This window comes from Sedimentimonas flavescens, from assembly GCF_025154035.1.
GTDB classification, from domain to species: domain Bacteria; phylum Pseudomonadota; class Alphaproteobacteria; order Rhodobacterales; family Rhodobacteraceae; genus Rhodobacter; species Rhodobacter flavescens.
This window is the reverse complement of sequence record NZ_JAOALJ010000002.1, coordinates 83,362-105,017: the sequence shown is the minus strand read 5'-3', so window position 1 is coordinate 105,017 and position 21,656 is coordinate 83,362. Positions and strand designations below refer to the sequence as shown.

At 65.0% G+C, this 21,656-nt stretch carries 23 protein-coding genes and 2 tRNA genes; 5 read left to right on the top strand and 20 right to left on the bottom strand.

From position 1 onward, the window contains the following. Positions 1-21: 21 nt before the first annotated feature. The 13 genes from N3C64_RS03795 to hisA form a co-directional block, all read right to left on the bottom strand. A complete protein-coding gene (locus N3C64_RS03795) occupies positions 22-1,353 on the bottom strand; it encodes a glutamine synthetase family protein (RefSeq protein WP_260012072.1) in 1,332 nt (443 codons plus the stop codon). Between the two features lie 4 nt (positions 1,354-1,357). Next, entirely contained in the window at positions 1,358-2,185 is an 828-nt protein-coding gene (locus tag N3C64_RS03790) for an ABC transporter permease (RefSeq protein WP_218628467.1), read from the bottom strand. Further along, positions 2,182-3,063 carry an ABC transporter permease gene (locus tag N3C64_RS03785; protein WP_218628466.1) on the bottom strand — a complete coding sequence of 294 codons (882 nt, stop codon included), beginning with the start codon at positions 3,061-3,063 and terminating at the stop codon, positions 2,182-2,184. Before N3C64_RS03785 ends, N3C64_RS03790 begins: the two co-directional genes overlap by 4 nt. Before the next feature lie 45 nt (positions 3,064-3,108). After that, positions 3,109-3,819 (bottom strand): transporter substrate-binding domain-containing protein, encoded by a 711-nt coding sequence (locus tag N3C64_RS03780; RefSeq protein WP_260012070.1) that lies wholly within the window; start codon positions 3,817-3,819, stop codon positions 3,109-3,111. Between the two features lie 36 nt (positions 3,820-3,855). Further along, positions 3,856-4,632: an ABC transporter ATP-binding protein gene (locus N3C64_RS03775; RefSeq protein ID WP_218628464.1), complete on the bottom strand. Its 777-nt coding sequence runs from the start codon at positions 4,630-4,632 to the stop codon at positions 3,856-3,858. 132 nt (positions 4,633-4,764) lie between these two features. Next, on the bottom strand, positions 4,765-5,211 hold the full coding sequence (locus tag N3C64_RS03770) for a tellurite resistance TerB family protein (RefSeq protein ID WP_260012067.1): 447 nt from the start codon (positions 5,209-5,211) through the stop codon (positions 4,765-4,767). A 40-nt stretch (positions 5,212-5,251) separates the two neighbouring features. Next, complete coding sequence (locus N3C64_RS03765; protein ID WP_260012065.1) at positions 5,252-5,554, bottom strand: DUF1330 domain-containing protein; 303 nt, start codon at positions 5,552-5,554, stop codon at positions 5,252-5,254. Then, positions 5,547-5,849 carry a DUF1330 domain-containing protein gene (locus N3C64_RS03760; protein WP_260012064.1) on the bottom strand — a complete coding sequence of 101 codons (303 nt, stop codon included), beginning with the start codon at positions 5,847-5,849 and terminating at the stop codon, positions 5,547-5,549. The genes N3C64_RS03765 and N3C64_RS03760 overlap by 8 nt, the downstream gene beginning before the upstream one ends. 52 nt (positions 5,850-5,901) lie before the next feature. Further along, the gene (locus N3C64_RS03755; protein ID WP_218628460.1) at positions 5,902-6,213 is read right to left on the bottom strand and encodes a phosphoribosyl-ATP diphosphatase; all 312 of its coding nucleotides are present in this window, start codon (positions 6,211-6,213) and stop codon (positions 5,902-5,904) included. 12 nt (positions 6,214-6,225) lie between these two features. Next, entirely contained in the window at positions 6,226-6,984 is a 759-nt protein-coding gene (gene hisF, locus N3C64_RS03750; protein WP_233675678.1) for an imidazole glycerol phosphate synthase subunit HisF, read from the bottom strand. A gap of 293 nt (positions 6,985-7,277) precedes the next feature. Continuing rightward, positions 7,278-8,720, bottom strand: a complete 1,443-nt coding sequence (locus tag N3C64_RS03745; RefSeq protein ID WP_260012061.1) for a carnitine 3-dehydrogenase — start codon at positions 8,718-8,720, stop codon at positions 7,278-7,280. Between the two features lie 144 nt (positions 8,721-8,864). Beyond that, positions 8,865-9,110: a hypothetical protein gene (locus N3C64_RS03740; protein WP_260012058.1), complete on the bottom strand. Its 246-nt coding sequence runs from the start codon at positions 9,108-9,110 to the stop codon at positions 8,865-8,867. Positions 9,111-9,372: 262 nt separating this feature from the next. After that, a complete protein-coding gene (gene hisA, locus N3C64_RS03735) occupies positions 9,373-10,092 on the bottom strand; it encodes a 1-(5-phosphoribosyl)-5-[(5-phosphoribosylamino)methylideneamino]imidazole-4-carboxamide isomerase (protein ID WP_260012056.1) in 720 nt (239 codons plus the stop codon). Between the two features lie 136 nt (positions 10,093-10,228). Here hisA and N3C64_RS03730 point away from each other — a divergent pair, with 136 nt between their 5' ends. Beyond that, complete coding sequence (locus tag N3C64_RS03730; RefSeq protein ID WP_260012054.1) at positions 10,229-10,612, top strand: DUF2147 domain-containing protein; 384 nt, start codon at positions 10,229-10,231, stop codon at positions 10,610-10,612. A gap of 30 nt (positions 10,613-10,642) precedes the next feature. On the opposite strand, the gene hisH is transcribed toward N3C64_RS03730, so the two are convergent. After that, positions 10,643-11,281: an imidazole glycerol phosphate synthase subunit HisH gene (gene hisH, locus N3C64_RS03725; protein ID WP_260012051.1), complete on the bottom strand. Its 639-nt coding sequence runs from the start codon at positions 11,279-11,281 to the stop codon at positions 10,643-10,645. Beyond that, entirely contained in the window at positions 11,281-11,868 is a 588-nt protein-coding gene (gene hisB, locus N3C64_RS03720; protein WP_260012049.1) for an imidazoleglycerol-phosphate dehydratase HisB, read from the bottom strand. The genes hisH and hisB overlap by 1 nt, the downstream gene beginning before the upstream one ends. Before the next feature lie 130 nt (positions 11,869-11,998). Here hisB and N3C64_RS03715 point away from each other — a divergent pair, with 130 nt between their 5' ends. Further along, on the top strand, positions 11,999-12,424 hold the full coding sequence (locus N3C64_RS03715) for a DUF2214 family protein (protein WP_260012047.1): 426 nt from the start codon (positions 11,999-12,001) through the stop codon (positions 12,422-12,424). A 48-nt stretch (positions 12,425-12,472) separates the two neighbouring features. On the opposite strand, the gene N3C64_RS03710 is transcribed toward N3C64_RS03715, so the two are convergent. From N3C64_RS03710 to N3C64_RS03695, 4 genes are all read right to left on the bottom strand, one after another. Next, positions 12,473-12,547 (bottom strand) — tRNA-Gly (locus tag N3C64_RS03710). 21 nt (positions 12,548-12,568) lie between these two features. Beyond that, positions 12,569-12,643: transfer RNA gene (locus tag N3C64_RS03705), tRNA-Gly, on the bottom strand. A 104-nt stretch (positions 12,644-12,747) separates the two neighbouring features. Then, positions 12,748-13,116, bottom strand: a complete 369-nt coding sequence (locus tag N3C64_RS03700) for an MAPEG family protein (protein ID WP_218628454.1) — start codon at positions 13,114-13,116, stop codon at positions 12,748-12,750. Between the two features lie 48 nt (positions 13,117-13,164). Then, positions 13,165-16,599: a pyruvate carboxylase gene (locus tag N3C64_RS03695; RefSeq protein ID WP_260012034.1), complete on the bottom strand. Its 3,435-nt coding sequence runs from the start codon at positions 16,597-16,599 to the stop codon at positions 13,165-13,167. 221 nt (positions 16,600-16,820) lie between these two features. Between N3C64_RS03695 and N3C64_RS03690 the strand changes: the two genes are divergently transcribed. Continuing rightward, positions 16,821-18,269, top strand: coding sequence for a TrkH family potassium uptake protein (locus N3C64_RS03690; protein WP_218628452.1), 1,449 nt, complete (start codon positions 16,821-16,823; stop codon positions 18,267-18,269). A 28-nt stretch (positions 18,270-18,297) separates the two neighbouring features. Here N3C64_RS03690 and N3C64_RS03685 read toward each other — a convergent pair whose 3' ends face one another. Continuing rightward, the gene (locus N3C64_RS03685; RefSeq protein ID WP_260012022.1) at positions 18,298-20,067 is read right to left on the bottom strand and encodes a serine protease; all 1,770 of its coding nucleotides are present in this window, start codon (positions 20,065-20,067) and stop codon (positions 18,298-18,300) included. 176 nt (positions 20,068-20,243) lie between these two features. Between N3C64_RS03685 and N3C64_RS03680 the strand changes: the two genes are divergently transcribed. Together N3C64_RS03680 and N3C64_RS03675 are read left to right on the top strand one after the other, a co-directional pair. After that, positions 20,244-21,182, top strand: coding sequence for a glycine--tRNA ligase subunit alpha (locus N3C64_RS03680; RefSeq protein ID WP_260012019.1), 939 nt, complete (start codon positions 20,244-20,246; stop codon positions 21,180-21,182). Further along, the gene (locus N3C64_RS03675; RefSeq protein ID WP_218628449.1) at positions 21,179-21,655 is read left to right on the top strand and encodes a DUF6446 family protein; all 477 of its coding nucleotides are present in this window, start codon (positions 21,179-21,181) and stop codon (positions 21,653-21,655) included. Before N3C64_RS03680 ends, N3C64_RS03675 begins: the two co-directional genes overlap by 4 nt. Position 21,656: the final 1 nt, after the last annotated feature.

Here is a 21,656-nt window from a genome sequence, read left to right as displayed (position 1 = left end):
GGCGGCCCGGAGGATCGTTCGTCAGACCGTATCGAGGTAGAGCTCGGTCTGCTCTTCGTCCGACAGTTCGGCCATGTAGTGGACCTCCTGCCGCTTGGTCATCAGGAAGTTCGCGACCAGTTCCTGCGGGAAGATGCGCTTGATGTAGTCGCAGTTCGCGAAGGTCTCGATGGCGAGGTTCCAGGTCGCGGGCAGTTGCGGCAGATCCTGCTCATAGGCGTTGCCCGCAATCGGATCACTCGGGGTCATCTTGTCCTCGATCCCGATCAGCGCGGCGCCCAGGACGGCAGCGATCATCAGGTAAGGGTTCACGTCGCCCCCGGCCACGCGGTGCTCGATCCGCCGCGCGGCGGGCCCCGAGGCGGGGATACGCACCGCCGCGGTGCGGTTTTCATAGGCCCAACCGATGCCGGTGGGCGCATGGGCATTGGGCACCAGCCGGTCATAGCTGTTTTCATGCGGCGCGAAGATCAGGGTCGAGCCGGGCAGGGCGGCCAGGCAACCCGCCACCGCGTGGCGCAGCGCGTCCGAGCCCTTGTCGGAGCCGTCGTTGAAGATGTTCTTGCCCGCCTTGTCGAGGATCGAGAAATGCATGTGCATTCCGTTACCCGACCACAGGTCATAGGGCTTGGCCATGAACGAGGCGGCAAAGCCGTGGCTGCGCGCCAGCCCCTTGACCAGCATCTTGAACAGCCACGCATCGTCGGCTGCCTTCAGCGCGTCGTTCGAATGCATCATGTTGATCTCGAACTGGCCCGGCCCGGCCTCGGATATCGCTGTGTCAGCCGGGATGTCCATCGCCTCGCAGGCGTCGTAAAGCGCGGTGAAGTAGTTGTCGAAGGCGTCGAGCGCCCGCAGGCTCAGGATCTCGCCGCCGGTGCGGCGCTTGCCCGAGCGGGGCGAGGGTGGCACGCGCAGCGTCTTGCCCGAGTCGTCGATCAGGAAGAACTCCAGTTCGGTTGCCACAACCGGGGTCAGGCCAAGTGCCTTGTAGCGATCCATCACGCGCGCCAGGACCTGCCGAGGGTCGCCGTCATAGGGGCGGCCATCCATGTGGAACATCCAGATCGGCAAGAGCGCGGTCGGCGCCTCAAGCCAGGGCATCGGCATGAAGCCACGCTCGGTGGGCATCAGAAGGCCGTCGCAGTCGCCGGTCTCGAAAACCAGCGGGCTTTCCTCGATGTCCTCGCCCCAAATGTCGAGGTTCATCACCGAAAAGGGAAAGCGTGTGCCCTCGGTGAACACCTTGTCTGCAAAACGAGCGGGTATGCGCTTACCCCGCGCGACCCCGTTGAGATCAGCCGCAGCCACGCGAATGGTGCGAACCTCGGGGTGCTCTCTCAGCCAGTCCATTTCCTCACCTGATGATTTGCGGCCTGACCTTCAGTTTGGGGCGGCTCGCACCCGGAAGATGCCGGTTCAGGCGGCGGTTGATCACCCCGAATACCGCGATCAGGGCCAGCGTCAGACAGACGAAATAGAAGGCCGCGATCGGGTAGGGGATGAATGGGTTGAAGGTCTTGTCCGCGAAGAACTTCGCGTAATAAAGCGCATCGCCGCGCTGCTGGAACGCCGGGAAGCCCGAGAAATAGACCAGCGTCGTGGCATGGAAGAGGAAGATCGCCTCGTTTGTATAGGCCGGCCAGGCGAGCCGCAGCATGGTTGGCCAGACAACCTTGCGGAACTTTTTCCAGCCGGTGAAGCCATAGGCGTCGGCGGCCTCAAGGTCGCCCTTCGGGACCGAGCGCAACGCACCGTAGAAGATCTCTGCGGCATAGGCGGAGGTGTTGAGGAACAGCACGAACAGCGCGCCCGCCCAGGCCTTGGTGGTCCAGGCGGTGTGGATGGTGATGCCGAAAACATCGATCCCGGCCTTCGGCAGCAGCACCAGCGCCTCATAAGCCAGGAAGAACTGGATGAAGAGCGGCGAGCCGCGGAAGACGAAGATGAACCACTCGGCCGGTTTGCGCAGCAGCGGGTTCTCGGCCGCCTTGGCCAGTGCGAGGCCGGTGGCCATGAAGAAGCCGAAGGCAAGCGCGAGAACGCCGAAATAGAGGTTCCAGATCAACCCCGAACCGATCAGCGTGAACTGGTGGCACAGCGTGAAATCCGAGCGCGGCAGAAGGCGTTCCCCGATCCCGAGCGAGCGCAGGCCGTAGTCGGCGATGATGTCAACGCAGCTCATGCGCCCGCCTTTCGCATCGCTTCACCGGCCATCGTGGCCTGCCCGCGCGACAGCCGCGCCGACAGACGTCCGAGGTAGATCTCGGAAATCCGGGTCATGCCGAGGTAGTAGAACAGCAGCACGAGGAAATACCACACGCGCCAGTCCGGGTGCGGATAGTCGTAGATCGCGGATTTGGTCGAGCCCAGTTCCCGCGCCCAATAGACGATGTCCTCCACGCCCAGCAGGAACAGCAATGGCGTGGCCTTGATCAGGATCAACCACAGGTTCGACAGGCCGGGCAGCGCATAGGTCCACATCTGCGGGATCAGGATGCGCCGGCGCACCTGCTTGGGCGACATGCCATAGGCCTCGGCGGTTTCCAGCTGCGCGCGGGGCACGGCGTTCATTGCGCCGTACAGCACGTTGGCGGCAAAGGCGCCGAACACGATCGAGAAGGCGATGACCGCAAGGGCGAAGCCATAGGCCTCGTGCCAGAACTGCGGGCTGGTCGAAAGCGGCAGCTTGGCCGCGGCGCAGACGTTGAATTCGTTATTGGCCCAGATCGGTGCGTCCGTGGGCGGGCATTTGTACAGGTTGCGCAGGTATTCGAGCCCCTGGTCCATCGCAACCGGCACGAAGAGGAAGAAGATGATATCGGGCACGCCGCGCACCATGGCGGTATAGCCCTTGCCGAGCCAGCGCAGCGGCGCCACGTGGCTGCGCGCAGCCAGCGCCCCGCCAAATCCGAACATGAGCGCGATCGGAGCCGTGATGACCATCAGGGCCATGACGACAAGGAACGAGGTATAGAACAGCATGTGCTTGCCCGAGGTCAGGTAGCACAGGAACCAGTTCAGTCCCTCGAGTTGAGATGGATCAGCGCAGCTTTCAAACATGGCGGGAACCGGGCAGGCGGCGCGAGGGCCGCCCGCCCGTCACTCTCAGAACACGGTGGCTTCGTCGCCGAACCACTTCTTGATCATGGCGTTGAGCGAACCATCGGCCTTCATCTCGGTGATGACGGCGTCGAACTTGCCCTTCAGCTCGGCATCCGACTTGCGCATACCGATGCCCACGCCGCCGCCAAGCGGAACGTCGTCACCCGCCCAGGACATGTCGCTGCCCACGAAGGGCGCCAGCGCGTCCTTGTCGGCGAAGACCGCGTCGGCCTCGCCGTTCTTCACGGCGGCGACGGTGTCGTCGAGGGTGGCGAATTCAAGCAGCGTCGCGCCCGACTTGGCGACGTAATCGGCCTGGATGGTGCCCACCTGTGCCGCGACCACGCCCGACAGATCGGCATCGGCCGACAGCGCCGCATAGGCCGAGGCCGCCGGCGGGATGTAGTTCTGGGTAAAGTCGATGGTCTCCATCCGCTCGTCGGTGATGCTCATGCCGGCGATGATGGTGTCATAGTTGCCCGAGAGCAGGTTGGGGATGATCGAGTCCCACTCGTTCGTCACCCACTCGCAGGTCAGGCCGGCCTTTTCGCACAGCAGATCGCCCAGTTCCCGCTCGAACCCGTCAACCTCACCCTTGTCGTTGATGAAGTTGTAGGGAGGGTAGGCGCCCTCGGTACCCATGCGCACGGTATCGGCCATCGCAAATCCGGTGCTGAGCGCCAGCGCGGCGGCCGTCAGGATCAGCTTCTTCATAGTCAAGACTCCACTGTTGAGTTTGTTTTGTTGGTTTCAGGCCGGCGCGGTGGCCGACAGGAATTGTTGCAGGCGTTCTGATTTCGGCGCGCCGAAGAGGGCGGCGGGCGGGCCTTCCTCTTCGATGCGGCCCTGGTGCAGGAAGACGACGTGATCGGACACATCGGCGGCCAGCCGCATGTCATGGGTCACAAGGATCATGGTGCGGTGCTCTGCCGCGAGGTCCTTGATCACCTTGACCACTTCTTGCTGCAATTCCGGGTCGAGCGCCGAGGTCGGCTCGTCGAACAAGAGCGCTTCGGGCTGCATGCAGAGCGCGCGCGCGATGGCTGCGCGTTGCTGCTGACCGCCCGAAAGCTGCGCGGGCCAGTTGTCCGCCTTGTCACCAATGCCTACCTTGTCGAGCAGGCTGCGCGCCAGCACCTCGACCTCGTCTGCGGGACGCCCGAGGACGGTAACGGGGGCCTCCATCACATTTTGCAGAACGCTCATGTGGGACCAGAGGTTGAACTGCTGGAACACCATTGCGAGGTTGGTGCGAAAGCGCGTGACTTGCGCGCGATCGGCCGGGTGGCGACGCAGGCCCTCGCCCGTCCATTTCACCGCCTCGCCCTCGAACAGGATCTCGCCGCTCTGGCTGTCCTCAAGCAGGTTGCAGCAACGCAGAAGCGTCGATTTTCCTGACCCGGAAGAGCCGATGAGGGAAATGACCTGGCCCTTTTCGGCGTGGATGGAGACGCCTTTCAGCACCTCGAGCTGGCCATAGCTTTTATGGAGATCGCGGATCTCGATGACGGGCGCGTTGTTGGTCACTATGGGATTCTCTTTGTCCGTTTGATCAAGTTGGCGCGATTTCTTGTGCGATTGCAACGGCACAATGATGGGTGACGTGAGGGTATTGATCAAAAGTCCAGCCTTGCCTGGTCAAAATGACCAAGGGCATCATCAATCATCGAGCCGTGCGATCACGCGCTGTCGGGCCAGTGCCGAATCGCGGTCATTGATCCCAAGAAGGTTTGCGGCAAGCCGAATGAGCGAGTCTTCCTCGGCCCCGCGCGCGCCATCGGCCATCGCCACTTCCCACAGCGCCTCGATCACGCTCATGCGGTCGTCATGGGCGATGCCGTCCTTCAGGGCGCGGGTAAAGCGCACGGTATCGGCGGCTTCGTCCTCAAGCGCCTCGGCGCGGCGGCGCAGGGCGGTGGCCTCAAACGGGCCGATGCCGTTGCGCGCGATCAGCAGCCGGTCGATATGGGCCTGCTCGCTTTCCTCATACAGCCCGTCCGAACGCGCAAGCCGCACCAGAAGCGCGGCCAAAGCCAGTTCGACATCGTCGCTGTCGGTGGGTTCGGGGCGAGGATTGGCCAGAAGGCCGAAGAGCGATTTCAACATGTGCCCAATCTAACGCCTCCGGTGCCGGGGGCAAGCGGGCTCAGGCAATCGTGTGGCCTTCGATGATGCTCAGATCGACTTCGGCCGAGGCGTCGCGCGCGGCAATGGTGGCCTGATAGGCCGCGCCGAAATAGCAGGCCCGCGCGGCGGCCAGATCGGGGAACTCGACGATGACGGTATGCGGTCGCATCTGCCCGGCGACGGTCTGCTGCGCCCCGCCAAGCGCCAGAATGCGCCCATCCTGCGCGGCGATCGTGGGGGCGGCCATGGCACGGTAGGCGGCGTAACCCGCCGGATCGGACACGGTGACATGGGCCACCCAGTAGCCCTTCGTCTTACCCAAGATAGCCCTCGACAATGCTCAGATCGGCGACCGAGACCGGCGTGCGCAGCGCCAGCGCGCGCTGGTATTCTGGGCTGAGGTAGCAGGCCCGCGCGGCCTCAAGCGAGGGGAACTCGATCACCACCGAGCGCGGGCGCTGATCGCCCTCGACGACTTCTTGCGCACCGCCGCGCACCAGAAACCGCGCCCCGTATTTCGCGAAAGCCACGGCATTGGCCTCGCGGTAGGCCTGATAGGCCTGCGGATCATCGACCGTGACATGGCCGATCCAGTATCCTTTGGGTGTGTCGCTCATCTCCGCCTCCGTTTGGCCCAACATTGCCGGGCAGGGCGGCGGATGCAACCTCTCAGCCGCGCGCGGCCTTCTCGGCAATGCCCGAGGTGCCCTCGCGCCGCTCAAGCTCGGCCAGAACCTCGTTCAGGCTCACATCCCGCGCGGCCAGCATGACCACGAGGTGATAAAGCACGTCGGCGGCCTCATAGACCAGGTTCTCGCGGTCGTTCTTGGCGGCTGCGATGATCGCCTCGATGGCCTCCTCGCCGAATTTCTCGGCGCATTTCTCGGGACCCTTGGCGAAGAGCTTCGCGGTCCAGCTGCTGTCCGGGTCCGCCCCCTTGCGCGAGGCAACGGTCGCGGCGAGTTGGTCGAGCGTGTGCATGATCGGCTCCTGTCAGAGGCGGACGGGAATACCGGCGGCGGCCATGTGTTCCTTGGCCTGCCGGATCGTGTATTCGCCGAAATGGAAGATCGAGGCCGCAAGCACCGCCGAGGCGCCGCCCTTGGTCACGCCCTCAACAAGGTGGTCAAGGTTGCCAACCCCGCCCGAGGCGATGACCGGAATATTGACCGCATCCGAAATCGCGCGGGTCAGGGGCAGGTTGAAGCCCGCCCGTGTGCCGTCCCGGTCCATCGAGGTCAGCAGGATCTCGCCCGCACCCTTCGATTCCACAAGACGTGCGAACTCGACCGCGTCGATGCCCGTGGGCTTGCGCCCGCCATGGGTGAAAATCTCCCACCGGCCCGGCTCGACGGTCTTGGCGTCGATCGCCACCACGATACACTGGCTGCCAAAACGATCGGCCGCCTCGGCGACCACATCGGGGTTCGCGACGGCCGCCGAGTTGAACGAGACCTTGTCGGCCCCCGCCAGCAAAAGCGCGCGCACATCCTGCTGTGTGCGTACCCCACCGCCCACGGTCAGCGGCATGAAACACTGCTCGGCCGTGCGCGTGACCAGGTCAAACATCGTACCGCGATTTTCATGGGTCGCGTGAATGTCCAGAAAACACAGCTCGTCGGCCCCCGCCGCGTCATAGGCCTTCGCGGCCTCAACCGGGTCGCCCGCGTCGATCAGATTGACGAAATTGACGCCTTTCACCACGCGCCCATCGGCCACGTCGAGGCAGGGAATGATCCGGGTCTTCAGCATGGGCGGGCTCCTTTGGCGCCTACATAAGCCCTGAACGCGCCCGTGGGAAGCACCTCAAACCGCCACCCCCCCTTCTTCTTGGCCCAAATACCTCGAGGCCAGAACCTGATCGGCGGGTTATCATCCTGCGTGGTTGGCGACACGCCGAAGACGATCAGCTCGGGCTTGCGGGCCAGGGTCGCCTGACGGGTCAGAAGATTGGCACCGAGAACACCTAGAGCGTGAACGCCCCGATGCTGAGCCGGGCGACGATCATCTGGCCGAGGCGTGGTGCTGGCTCATCTCGGCGTCGTTCATGTCGCCAACGGTGTTTTACCGACCGAACGGATGCCGGCGCCCGCGTGGGGGGGATGCGCCTCACCCTCCTGCGCGGCGACGGCGTCGAGCGCGGCGATCAGCGCCTCACCCATCGGAGTCGCGCGAGAGGCGGCGGTATCGACATGCAGCAGCATATGCTCGCCCGTTGCGGCGATGCTGCCATCTTCGCGCAGGAGCGCATGGTGCAGCCGGAAGCGCTTGGCGTCGTGGCCAAGCAGCCGGGTCTCGACACTCAGCCGCTCGCCGGCCTTTACCTCGGCGATGTGGCGGATATGCGTCTCGACTGTATAGGCCGAGCAGCCCTTGGCGCGGTAACCGGCATCCAGCCCGATATGGATCAGGAACGCGTCCGTGGCGTCGCCGCAAACCTGAAGGTAGCGGAACTCGGTCATGTGTCCGTTATAATCGACCCACCCGCCTGGAACGGTTACATCGTAGATGCGCAAAGGGTAGCCGGTCGCCGCGACGCCTTCACGGGCGTAGAAGGCGTTCTCCATCTCGCGCACGGTCTGGCCTGCGCCCCAGTCGGTCGCCTTGAGCGCCTGGAGGATGCCCACGAGGTTGTCGTCGCGGATACGTTCCAGCTCGCGGCTCGAATGCGCGCCCGACTGCGCGTCGGATTGCGCGGCGATGCGGTCGATCAGAGCGTTATCCAGATCGGGCGCGTCCGTCAGCTTGGTCCGGGGCTCTCTCTGCGCCGCGACGATCTGGCCCAGAAAACGGTGCATCCCGGCCTCGCCCCCGGCGATACGGCAGGTTTCGAAGAGGCCCATCTGCGCCCAACGAAGGCCAAAGCCGAAACGGATGAGATCGTCGATCTCCTGAGTGGTGGCTATGCCGTCCTTGATCAACCACAGCGCTTCGCGCCAGACCGCCTCAAGCAGCCGGTCGCCAATATCGGTGTTGCTCTGCACGGGCTGCATCCCGACCGAGGTCAGAAGCGCGCAGGCCCGCTCCGCCGTGGCCCCGCCGCCGATGATCTCGACCGCAGGCAGCAGATAGACCGGATCGAACGGATGCGCGACGAGGATACGCGCGGGATGGCGCGCGCCTTGGCGCAGTTCCGAGGGTTTGAAGCACGAGGTCGAGGAACTGATGATCGCCGTGGCCGGGGCCGTCGCCTCGATCTCGGCGATGATCCGGTGCTTGAGGTCGAGCCGCTCGGGCACGCTTTCCTGCACGTAGTCCGCGTCCGCCACCGCCTCTGCGACCGAGGCTGCCCAGATCACGCGGCCCGGAGTGGGCAGCGGCGCCTGAAAAAGCCGTTCCCATGCCCGCGTGGCATTGGCTATGACCTCGCCAAGGATACGTGCGGCCTCGGGGTGGGGGTCATGGACGGTGACGCCATGCCCCGAAAGAATGAAGCGCGCGATCCAGCCTCCGCCGATGATACCGCTTCCGATTGCCGCAATTCTCATACCACCCACCAACCTTTCGCTGCCTTCCATCCGCCAAGGAAGCGGTTCAACACCACTTCGTCGTGGCCGATCTTGTCCTTGGTCACGTCGATCTAGCCGCCGAAAGACCGGGATGACCGTGCTGCCGTCCTCGCTTACGATGTCCTACACCTCGTGATACATCTCGCGGCACTGCCCGTCATCCAATTCGGCCCGCTCCTTGAACAGAAGTTCGTTGATGCGGGCGTTCTTACAGCGACTTGTGTTCCACATGGTGCCCTTCGCCTTGACGAGCGAGCGTATGTGGTCCTCGGCCGGGCGGCTGACCCGGTAGCTGCCGAAGAAGCTTTCTAACCAGACATTCGGCCCGTCTCCGCCAGTGCCCTGCACGGTTTCCTGTCGGCTTGTCATCCGTTTACACGGGCACGATCGCACAGCGACGATCCGAGGAGAGACAGGTTAATACCGCGTTGCCAGCGGCAAGACCCTCGCCGCCCACGTCGTCCCAACCGCATTTATCGCCCGGTTCTTGGCGATCATTCTCGGGTCAATCGCGGTGGGGCACCTCCGTAGTCTGTATGCGCTGCGCCATGTCGCGCAGCGTGCCCGTGGCCCCAGCCGCTGGTCGAAGCGTGAGCCGAGATGCGCCTGACAGGCCCGCGCCGCTAGGGCGTCAGGCTTTCAGCGCTGCAAGCGCCTGAGTCAGGTCCAGTGCCCCGTCATAAATCGCGCGCCCTGAGATCGCGCCCGCGATTACGCCGGTGTCGCGCAGGGCGATCAGGTCGGGCAGCGACGACACGCCGCCCGAGGCGATCACCGGGATCGAGACGGCGCGGGCCAGCGCCTCGGTCGCCTCGATATTCGGGCCGGTCATCGCGCCGTCGCGCATGATGTCGGTGTAGATGATCGCGGCCACGCCCGCGTCCTCAAAACTGCGCGCGAGATCCGTGACCATCACGTCGGTCTCCTCGGCCCAGCCTTTCGTCGCCACGCGGCCGTTGCGGGCGTCGATGCCCACGGCGACCCGGTTCGGGAAGGCGCGTGCGGCCTCGCGCACGAGGGCGGGGTTTTCGACCGCGACGGTGCCCAGGATCACGCGGGCAAGGCCCTTGTCGAGCCAGCGCTCGATCGTCGCCATGTCGCGGATGCCGCCGCCAAGCTGGGCGGGCACCTTGATGCGCGCCAGGATCGCCTCGACCGCGGTGGCATTGACCGGTTCACCGGCGAAAGCGCCGTTCAGATCTACCAGATGCACCCATTCGCAGCCTGCGGCCTCGAATTTCGCGGCCTGCGCGGCCGGGTCGTCGCCGAACACGGTGGCCTTGTCCATCTCGCCATGCAGCAGTCGCACGCATTGGCCGTCCTTGAGGTCGATCGCGGGGTAGAGGATCATCGGTATCTCCTTCGTCTTGCGGGCCTCTTGCCACGCGATTTCCCTTCGGGCAAGGCGCGGCGGTGCAACGCCACGTCATTCTTGCCGTGAATCGACGCCCATGCCCTCCTGCGCGCGGAGTTTTGGAGGAGACACCATGAAAACCACTCTTCTTGCGGCGGCACTTGCGCTGGCCGCAGGCACCGCTTTCGCCGACCCGATCGAGGGGCTGTGGCAGACCCAGCCCGATGACGGCGCATTCGCCCATGTGAAGATCGCCCCCTGCGGGGAGAATTACTGCGGCACCATCGTGCGCACCTTCAAGACCGAGGGGGAATATGCCTCGCCCAACCTCGGCAAGGCCATCGTGATCGACATGACGCCGAAGGGCGAGGGCGCTTACCAGGGGCAGGTCTGGCGGCCGTCGAACGGCAAGACCTATCTGGGCAAGATCGCGCTCAATGGCGATGCGATGAAGCTGGCGGGCTGCGTGGCTGGCGGGTTGTTCTGCGCCAAGCAGAACTGGACGCGGATCAAGTAAGTGAAAAGGGCGCCTTCGGGCGCCCTTTGCTTACGGTTTCCAGTTCAGGAAGTTCGAGATGATCCGCAAACCGACGGCCTGCGATTTTTCGGGGTGGAACTGGGTGCCCACCATATTGTCGCGCCCCACGATGGCGGTGATCGGGCCGGCATAGTCGGCGTGCGCCAGCAGGTGTTCGGGCCGCTCCACCACGAAGTGGAAGCTGTGCACGAAATAGGCGTGATCGCCGGTTTGCACGCCCTCAAGCACCGGGTGCGGGCGGTCGATCACCAGATCGTTCCAGCCCATATGCGGCACTTTCAGCGCGGCATCGGCGGGTTCGATATGGCGCACCTCGCCAGGGATCCAGCCAAAGCCTTCGGTCGGCTCGAACTCCAGCCCGCGCGTGGCCATCATCTGCATGCCGATGCAGATGCCCATGAAGGGCTTGCCCTGCTGGTAGACGCCCTCTTCGATCGCCTCGAAAAGGCCGGTGAACCGATCAAGCGCGCGGCGGCAGGCCGGAAAGGCACCGTCGCCCGGCAGCACGATCCGGTCGGCCTTGGCGACGACGTCAGGCTCCGATGTCACGACGATGGTGCCGTGACCGGCCTCATGCGCCATCCGCTCGAACGCCTTCTGGGCCGAGTGCAGGTTGCCCGAGTCGTAATCGACCAGCGCGGTGAGCATCAAAGCGCCCCTTTGGTCGAGGGCAGGATGCCAGCGGTGCGAGGATCGAGCTCGACGGCCATGCGCAGTGCGCGGGCGACCGACTTGAAGGCCGCCTCGGCGATGTGGTGGCTGTTGAAGCCGTGCACGCGATCGATATGCAGCGTGATGCCGCCATTGGTCGAGAGCGCCTGGAAGAACTCGCGCACCAGTTCGGTGTCGAAAGTCCCGATCTTGGGCGTGGGCATGTCGCAATTCCACACGAGGTAGGGGCGCGCCGACAGATCGAGCGCGCATTGCACCTGCGTGTCGTCCATCGCCAGGGCGAAGTGGCCATAGCGGCGGATGCCCTTCTTGTCGCCAAGCGCTTTGACCAGGGCCTGGCCAAGCGCGATGCCGGTGTCCTCGACCGTGTGGTGGTCGTCGATATGCAGATCGCCCTTGGCGCGGATCACCATGTCGATCAGTGAGTGCCGGGCCAGTTGGTCCAGCATGTGATCGAAGAAACCAACGCCCGTCTGGTTGTCGTAGCTGCCGGTGCCGTCGAGATTGATCTCGACCGAAATCTCGGTTTCGGCGGTTTTCCGGGTGATGGTGGCGGTCCGCATCGTCGTCCTTCCCAAGGGGTTACGGGGCCTTATAGGCCGCGCGCGCAGGCTTGTTAAGCGTTAAGCGGCTATTGCACGGCGCGCATCACTCGAGCAATCTGAACCGTATAGTTCAGATATTGGGGCGGCGATGGATATTCTCTGGATAAAAGCGGCGCATCTGGCGGGGTTTGCGGGCTGTATACTGGCCTCGGGGGCCAAGAACCTGCTCTTGCGCGCGCCGCGGATCGAGGGGGCGGGGCTGGCGCGGCTGGTGGTGCTCGACAAGGTCTCGGGCCTCTCGGCGCTGGTGATCCTGGCAAGCGGGGTGGCGATGGCGGGCTGGCTTGGGCGGATGCCGGACGATGCGGCAGGGCTGGGGCTGCTGGCTGCCAAGGTCGCGCTGTTCGTGCTGGCCTCTGGCGCGGTCCTTACCACGAAACCCGTGCTGCGCCGGGCGCGGCAGGCGGGCGTTCTGATCCCCGATCGCGGGCTGCGCTTGCGGCTGGGGTTCGATTTCGGCGCGGTGCTCTGCATCGCCCTGCTTGGGCTGTGGCTGGTGCATGGGCTGGCCTAACCACCTGCAGAACAACAAAAAACCTCCCCGAAGGGAGGCTTTTTGTAATGGAGCGGGCGATGAGATTCGAACTCACGACCCTAACCTTGGCAAGGTTATGCTCTACCCCTGAGCTACGCCCGCGTCCTTGGGTACTGTCCGAACTGGAGCGGGCGATGAGATTCGAACTCACGACCCTAACCTTGGCAAGGTTATGCTCTACCCCTGAGCTACGCCCGCGCTACCGGTTCGGTGGAGGCGGATTTAGGGGATAGAGCGGGGGCCTGCAAGAGGAAAATTCGCGCGACCCGTGAAAAAACTTTCCCGTCCGGTCCGCACGGGGATCAGGCCAGAACCGCGGCAAGCGCCGCGGCGGCAAGCGACAGGAAGGTCAGCACCATCCCGGCGACCCGCGCGGCGAAGGGGCCGCGCCAGCCGATGGCCCATGCGTGCAGCACGCGACCCGTCAGCAGGGCTGTGCCCGCGAAATGCAGCGCCGGGGCAGGGGCCTGCGCAAGCTCGGCCATCAGCAGCAGAACAAGCCCCATCGGCGCGAATTCGGCGCAATTTCCATGCGCCCGCACGCGCCCTCGCAGCTCGGGGTCATCGCCGTCGCCCAGAGAGATTCGCTGTGCCTTGCGGTAATTGATGACCCGCGCGGAAAGCACGATGAACAGCGCCGTAAGGGGCAGGGCGTAAAGCGGTGTGATCATGGGGCCTCGCGGAAAGGAAACGGCCCGCCGTTGGGCGGGCCGTCGGGGTCATTCCAGTTCGATCAGCAGATCCTTGGCGTCGATCTGCGCGCCGGGGGTGACGTGCAGGGCTTTCACCACCGCCGTCCGGTCGGCGTGGATGCCGGTCTCCATCTTCATCGCCTCGATGGTCAGCAGCAGATCGCCCGCATGGACCTTCTGGCCAAGCGTAACCGCCACGCTTGCGACCGAGCCGGGCATCGGCGCGCCGAGGTGGTTGGCGTTGCCGGCCTCGGCCTTGGGGCGCGCCTTGGTCTGGGCCTTGACAGCCCGGTTCGGCACGCGCACCGCGCGCGGCTGGCCGTTGAGTTCGAAGAAGACCTTCACCTCGCCCGCCTCGTCGGTCTCGCTCATGGTCTGGTAGCGGATTTCGAGCGTTTTGCCGGGGTCGATCTCGGCCGAGATTTCGTGGCCCTGCTCCATCCCATAGAAAAAGACCGGGGTCGGCAGGGTGCGCACCGGGCCGTACTGGCGATGGCGGCCCATGTAGTCGAGGAAGACCTTGGGATACATCAGGTAGCCCGCCAGATCCTCGTCATCGACGTTAAAGCCATTCAACTCGGCCGAAAGCTTGGCGCGGGTTTCCTCAAGATCCACGGCGGGCAGGTGCCTGCCCGGGCGCTCGGTCGAGGGGGTCTCGTCCTTCAGCACCTTGCGGGTGATGCCCTCGGGCCAGCCGCCGGGCGGTTGGCCCAGGTTGCCGCGCAGCATGTCCACGACCGAGTCGGGGAAGGCCACGTCCTTGGCGGGGTCGAGCACGTCGGCCTTGGACAGGCCCTGCGCCACCATCATCAGCGCCATGTCGCCCACGACTTTCGAGGACGGCGTAACCTTGACGATGTCGCCAAAGATCTGGTTGGCGTCGGCATAGGCCTGCGCCACCTCGTGCCAGCGTTCCTCAAGCCCGAGGCTACGCGCCTGCGCCTTGAGGTTGGTGAACTGGCCGCCGGGCATCTCGTGCAGGTAGACCTCGGAGGCCGGGGCCTCGAGCCCGCTTTCAAACGCCGTATACTGGTGGCGCACGCCTTCCCAGTAGTTCGACATCCGGCGGATCGCGTCGATGTCGAGGCCGGTGTCGCGCTCGGTATGTGCGAGCGCCTCGACGATCGAGCCAAGGCAGGGCTGCGAGGTGCCGCCCGAGAAGGCGTCCATCGCCGCGTCGACCGCATCCACGCCCGCATCGGCCGCCGCAAGGATCGTCGCCCCCGCGATACCCGAGGTGTCATGGGTGTGGAAGTGGATCGGTAGATCGACCTCATCCTTCAGCGCCTTGATCAGCGCCCGCGCGGCGGCGGGCTTGAGCAGGCCTGCCATGTCTTTCAGGCCCAGAACATGGGCGCCCGCGGCCTCAAGCTCCTTGGCCATGCCGACATAGTATTTCAGGTCGTACTTCGCGCGGTCGGGGTTCAGGATGTCGCCGGTGTAGCAGATCGTGCCTTCGCAGACCTTCTCGGCCTCGACCACGGCATCCATGGCGACGCGCATGTTCTCGACCCAGTTCAGGCTGTCGAAGACGCGGAACACGTCAACCCCGGTGATCGCGGCCTGACGCACGAAGAACTGCACCACGTTATCGGGGTAGTTCGTGTAGCCCACGCCGTTCGAGGCGCGCAGCAGCATCTGGGTCATGATGTTCGGCATGGCGGCGCGGATGTCGCGCAGGCGCTGCCAGGGGCATTCCTGCAAGAAGCGGTAGGCCACGTCGAAGGTCGCCCCGCCCCAGCACTCGACCGAGAAGAGGTCGCCCAGATTCGCCGCATAGGCGGGCGCGGCCTTGATCATGTCGATCGAGCGCATCCGGGTGGCCAGCAGCGACTGATGCCCGTCGCGCATCGTGGTGTCGGTCAGCAGCAGCTTCTTTTGCGCCTTCATCCAGTCGGCCACGGCCTTCGGCCCCTGAGCGTCCAGCAGATCGCGGGTGCCGGGTTGCACGGGGCCTTTCAACTCGGGCAGGCGCGGCGGTTTGGCCTCGGCTGCGGGTTTCGGGCGGCCTGCGGTCTCAGGGTGACCGTTGACAGAGATGTCGGCGATATAGGTCAGGATCTTGGTCGCCCGGTCCCGGCGCTTCTTGAACTGGAAGAGGTCCGGCGTCGTGTCGATGAACTTCGTCGTGTAGCTCATGTCCAGGAAGGTCGGATGCTTGAGCAGGTTGATGACGAAGTCGATATTGGTCGAGACGCCCCGGATGCGGAATTCACGCAGGGCGCGGTCCATGCGGGTGATCGTCTGCTCGGGCGTCTGCGCCCAGGCGGTGACCTTGACCAGAAGCGAGTCATAGTAGCGCGTGATAACGCCCCCCGCATAGGCGGTGCCGCCATCGAGGCGGATACCCATGCCGGTGGCCGAGCGATAGGCCGTCAGGCGGCCATAGTCCGGGATGAAGTTGTTTTGCGGGTCTTCGGTCGTCACGCGGCACTGGAGCGCATGGCCGTTGAGGCGCACGTCGGCCTGTGCGGGCACGCCGGTCGCTGCGGCCAGCGTCGCGCCCTCTGCGATCTTGATCTGCGCCTGCACGATGTCGATGCCGGTGACCTGCTCGGTCACGGTATGCTCGACCTGAACACGCGGGTTCACCTCAATGAAGTAGAACTGCTGGCTGTCCATATCCATCAGGAATTCGACGGTGCCTGCGTTCTGATAGCCGACCGCGCGGCCGATCTTGAGCGCAAGCTCGCAGACTTCGGCGCGCTGTTCGGCGCTCAGATAGGGGGCGGGCGCGCGCTCGACGACTTTCTGGTTGCGGCGCTGCACGGTGCAGTCGCGCTCATAGAGGTGATAGAGATCGCCATGCGTGTCGCCCAGAAGCTGCACCTCGACGTGGCGCGCGCGCAGGATCATCTTCTCCAGATAGCCCTCGCCGTTGCCAAAGGCGGCCTCGGCCTCGCGGCGGCCTTCTCGGACCTTTTCGATCAGCTCATCGGGGCCGAGGATCGGGCGCATGCCGCGACCGCCGCCGCCCCAGCTGGCCTTGAGCATCAGCGGATAGCCGATCTCGGCGGCTTCCGCCTTGATCGCGTCGAAATCGTTGCCCAGAACCTCGGTCGCGGGGATGACCGGTACGCCCGCCGCGATCGCCACGCGCCGCGCCGAGGCCTTGTCGCCAAGGGCGCGCATGGTTTCGGCCTTGGGGCCGATGAAGGTGATGCCCGCCTTGGCGCAGGCCTCGACGAAATCGGGGTTCTCGGACAGCAGGCCGTAGCCGGGGTGGATCGCATCCGCACCCGATTCCCTGGCGACCCGGATGATCTCGGGGATGCTGAGGTAGGCGCCGACCGGGCTGAGGCCTTCGCCGATGCGATAGGCCTCGTCCGCCTTGAAGCGGTGCAGGCTGAGCTTGTCTTCCTCGGCATAGACCGCGACGGTCTTCTTGCCCAGCTCGTTCGCGGCACGCAGCACGCGGATGGCAATTTCGCCCCGGTTGGCGACCAGAATCTTACGGAACATGGCAGTTCTCCCCCGTCTTGATGGCGCAAACCCTAGCCCTGCTGCGGTGCAGCGCAAGAAAAAATTGCGAAATTGAGCAAATTAACTGACCAATTTCCGCCGTTTTGCAAAGTTTACCGCCGCGTGGGGGAGGTGAATAGACCATGAACGACGTAACCCGCGCTATTGCGACACGCCCGGCGCTATTGACAGTGCGCCGACCACACGGGCAAGCAAGGCGCATGATAGATTTGCGCCCCGTGGGCTACATCATCGGATTGCTTGCAGCGGTTCTGGGGTTGGCGATGCTGATTCCGGCGCTGGTCGATTACATGTCGGGGGACGAGCACTGGCGCGCCTTCGTCGAGGCCGCGATCATCAGCGCAACAGCCGGAGGGCTGCTGGCGATGGCCTCGGCCAGCGGAATGCGCCAGATGCTGACTATTCCGCAAAGTTTCCTGATGACCGCGACCGTCTGGGCGATCCTACCAGCCTTTGGCGCCTTGCCCTTCATGATCGGCGCGCCGGGGCTGAGTTTCACCGACGCCTATTTCGAGGCGATGTCGGGCCTGACGACCACCGGCACCACGGCGATCCCCGAACTGGATGCGCTGCCCGCAGGCGCGAACCTGTGGCGGGGCATCCTGCAATGGCTGGGCGGTCTGGGGATCATCATCGTGGCGATGATTTTCCTGCCGGTGATGAAGGTCGGCGGGATGCAGTTCTTCCGCTCGGAAGGCTTTGACACCTTGGGCAAGATCCTGCCGCGCGCCATGGATATCTCGCGCGCGCTGATCCGCATCTACGTCGGGCTGACGCTGGCCTGCGCGCTGGTCTATGGCGCGCTTGGAATGACGACCTTCGATGCGGCGGTGCACGCGCTGACCACGGTATCGACCGGCGGATTCTCGAATTACGATGCCAGCTTTGCGGTCTATACCGGGGCGCCGGAATATGCGGCCTCGGTCTTCATGCTGCTGGCCGCCATGCCGTTCATCCGTTTTGTCCAGATGGCGCAGGGAAATGTCGCGCCGCTCTGGCGCGATCCGCAGGTGCGCGCCTTCCTGCGCTGGCATGCTTATGCCATCGCGGTGATCGTGCTTTACCGGTTGTTCCGACACGAGGCCGAGTTCTGGCCTACCCTGCGCGAGGTGACGTTCAACGTCGTCTCGATTTTCACCGGGACGGGCTATGCCTCGGAGGACATCACGAAATGGGGGCATCTGGCCTTTGTCGTGCTGATCATCACCGGGCTGATCGGGGGCTGCACGTCCTCGACGGGCTGTTCGGTCAAGGTATTCCGCTACCTGATCCTGTTCGAGGCCATCAAGACCCAGATCCGGCGGTTGCACAGCCCGCATCGCGTGGCGCGCGTGAATTATTCGGGCAGGCCGGTCGAGGACGAGATCGTGAACTCGGTCATCGCGTTCTTTTCGCTGTTCATTCTGACCTTCGGCCTGCTGATCGTGGGGCTATCGCTGACCGGTCTGGAGGCCAAGACGGCCATGACCGCGGCCTGGACCGCTATCGCCAATGTGGGGCCGGCCTGGGGGCCGGAGGTGTCGGGCAATGGCGCCATCAACGCCTTCCCCGAATCCGCCAAATGGCTGATGTCGATCGGCATGTTCCTTGGGCGGCTGGAGCTGATGTCGGTCTTCGTGCTGCTGCTGCCGCGCTTCTGGCGGGCCTGAGGGGCGCGCGGCCCCCCCCCGGCAGGGGTCACTTCCAGCAGGCGACGCGGACGGTCATGTCCTGCGCGAGTGCCGCGATATCCTCGGCCGCGATGGAACCCGAGGGTTCCGAAGCGGCGGGGGCGTAGCCGTTCTCGGTCAGCCGCGCGACGATGTCGAAGCTGCGCAGGGCCTGTGCCAGATCCTCGGGCAGCAGCTTGTCGGGCGTGGCCTCGGCGGGCAGCAGCATCCCCACGACCGCGCCGGTCGTATCCAGAACCGGGCCACCCGCATCCCCTGCCAGCGTGCGCACCGCTAGACGCGCGCGGCTGGCCTCGCCGGAAAGGCCGCTTACATCGGACAGCGTGCCGAAGCTGAGCACCGGGGCCGAGAGCGCCTCGGGGTAGGAAAAGCCTGCCACGGCGATTTCTCCGCCGGGGCGCGGCTCGGCAGGCTGGAAGGCGGCGACGGCTGCCGGGGCCAGCGGCTTTTGCGGCCGCAACACGGCCAGCCCAAGCGCCTCATCGGCATAGGCCAGATCGGCCAGATGATCCTCGACCGTGATCCTCCCGCAGGCCTGCAACCCGGCGGCAGCGGTCAGCACGGCCCCATCGGCCGCGATGAAGAAGCCCGAACGGGCGAATTCCGGGTGGCGCTGGTCCAGACCCGCCATCAGCGCCGAGCGCTCCACCGCCAGAGGCTTGCCAAGGGTCGCATCTAGCGCCTTCTTGCCCTTCGGCCGGAAGCTTGCCTTCATCGCCTCAAGCACGCGCGCCATGCGGTCCGCCTGATCGGCAGGATAGACCAGCGTGAAGCCTTTGATCAGGCCGCCCGAAAGCCCGACCTGCGTGTAGGAGTGGATGCGCTCGTTCTGCCCGGTCAGCAGGAAGGAGGCGCGTTCGCGCTTGCGCTCCCCCACCATGGGCACGATTTCGAGCGTCTGCATCGCGTCGTAAAGGCCGAACAGGCTGTTCTGATCGCCCTGCTGCGAGATCAGCAGCACGGTCACGCCCGAGCCGTCCTTGGCGCGGTAATGCACGAAGGGCGCGTCGTAATGGTCAAACTCGATCAGCCCCAGCGGCAATTCGATGGCGATCCCGGCTTCGGCTTCGTCGATGGCAGTCAGGCCAAGGGCCGCGCGCTCCGCAGCCACGGTGCCCAGAAGTTGCGCCTGCTGCGCCGAGGCCAGCACGCCGGTCGCCTCGTAACCATTGGCCTGCTGCCAAGCGCCGATCGAGGCGCGGGTGCCCCGGCCAAAAGCGCCGTCGATGGTCGAACTGTAGAAGCCCTGCCATTGCAGCGCGGATTGAATTTCCATCCGCGTCGCGGCACTCAGCGCAGCCTCGAGCCTGCGGGACTCGGCCAGTGTTTCAACTGGGGCCGGTGTCTCGGCAGCGGGCGCCTCGGCTGCGGGAGACTCAACGGGGGCAGGTTCGACCGCGACGGGCGCAGCGGGTTCTGCCACCGGGGCAGGGGCCGCGCCCGTGGGCCAGAACTGCTCGCGGAAGCGGCTGCCGTTCGAGACATAGCTGTCAGGCGGGATCATCCGCTCGCCGCGCAGAACGCGCAGTTGCGAATCGGCCTCGGCCTCATCGGCATAGGGACCAAGGGCGATGGCATACCAGCCGGTGGACATCGCAAAACCCGAGACCGCAGGCAGGATCGTGGACCAATCGCGCGCGCGCTCTTGCGCCTGGTCGAGCGTGGGGCGCGCCTCGATCTGGACCCAGGCGGGCTCCGCCCATCCGGTTCCGGTCCAGACCATCCCGGTCAGACTTGCCGCCACCACTACCGAAACCGACCTGCGCACCAATCTCATGCCTCAAAACCTCTTTCTGGCCTTCGCCTTTATGCGGGCAAGTTAGCAACTCTTGCGCCCGCGTCACCCCCAAAGCGAAGCTTTTTGCCCGCAGTGTGGCCACGCGCCCCCTTGCCCCCGTTGACCCCCGCGCGCCCCTTGCCTAGAGAGAGGGCGCTTTCAGCAAAAGGTGAGCCATGACGAAACCCGCAGCCCCCCGTTCGTTCCAGGAAATCATCCTGCGCCTTATGAACTATTGGGCGTCGAAAGGCTGCGCGGTCTTGCAGCCCTACGACATGGAAGTGGGCGCGGGCACGTTCCACCCGGCCACCACGCTGCGCGCGCTTGGCTCGCGCCCTTGGGCTGCGGCCTATGTTCAGCCCTCGCGCCGCCCGACCGACGGGCGCTATGGCGAGAACCCGAACCGCCTGCAGCACTATTATCAATACCAGGTGCTGATCAAACCGAGCCCGCCGAACCTGCAGGAACTGTATCTGGGCTCGCTCGAAGCCATCGGCATCGACCTTGATCTGCACGATATCCGCTTTGTCGAGGATGACTGGGAATCTCCGACCCTCGGCGCCTGGGGCCTTGGCTGGGAGGTCTGGTGCGACGGCATGGAAGTGTCGCAGTTCACCTATTTTCAGCAGGTCGGCGGCCATGACTGCAAGCCGGTCTCGGGCGAGCTGACCTACGGGCTTGAGCGCCTTGCCATGTATGTTCTGGGCATCGATCACGTCATGGACATGCCTTTCAACGCGCCCGAAGCGCCGATCCCGCTGAGCTATGGCGACATCTTCCGCCAGACCGAGGAAGAATACAGCCGCCACAATTTCGACGGCGCCACGACCGAGATGCTGCTGCGCCATTTCGAGGATGCCGAGGCCGAGTGCGAGCACCTGCTGGCCTTCGAGGCCGCCGATCCGAACTCGGGCAAGCGCATCGTCATGGCGCACCCGGCCTATGACCAGTGCATCAAGGCCAGCCACCTCTTCAACCTGCTCGACGCGCGGGGCGTGATCTCGGTCACCGAACGGCAGGCCTATATTGGCCGCGTCCGCGCGCTGGCCAAGAAATGCGCCGATGCCTTCGTGCAGACCGAGGCCGGCGGCTGGACCGCCGAGGTGACGGCGTGAATGGCAAGCTGGTCGGGGGAGCGATCGTGCTGAGTGCGCTGATCACGGGGGCCGCGGTCTGGTATCTCCAGGTTTACGGCTTTTACGACAAGCTGGAGGCCACCGCGCCCGCAGCCGAGATCCGGCTGACTTCGGTCGTGACCGGCCAGCCCGAGCCGATCCTGGCCGAGGGTTTCGAGGGGATCGACGCCGACAGCTCGCCCCTGCGGTTCCGCAGTTGTTTCCGCACGCCGCTGTCGCTGGCGCTGCTGACCGAGACCTTCGAGGTCTATGAGGCGGCCACGCCGCTCAACGCGCCCGGCTGGTTCGGCTGCTTCGATGCCGCGCGCATCGGTGCCGATCTTGAGGCGGGCGCCGCGGTCGCCTTCCTCTCTGAGCATGACATCAAGCCCGGCGTTGACCGGGTCGTTGCAATCTATCCCGATGGCCGCGCCTATGCCTGGCATCAGCTGAACGACGAAGCGGAGAAGTGAC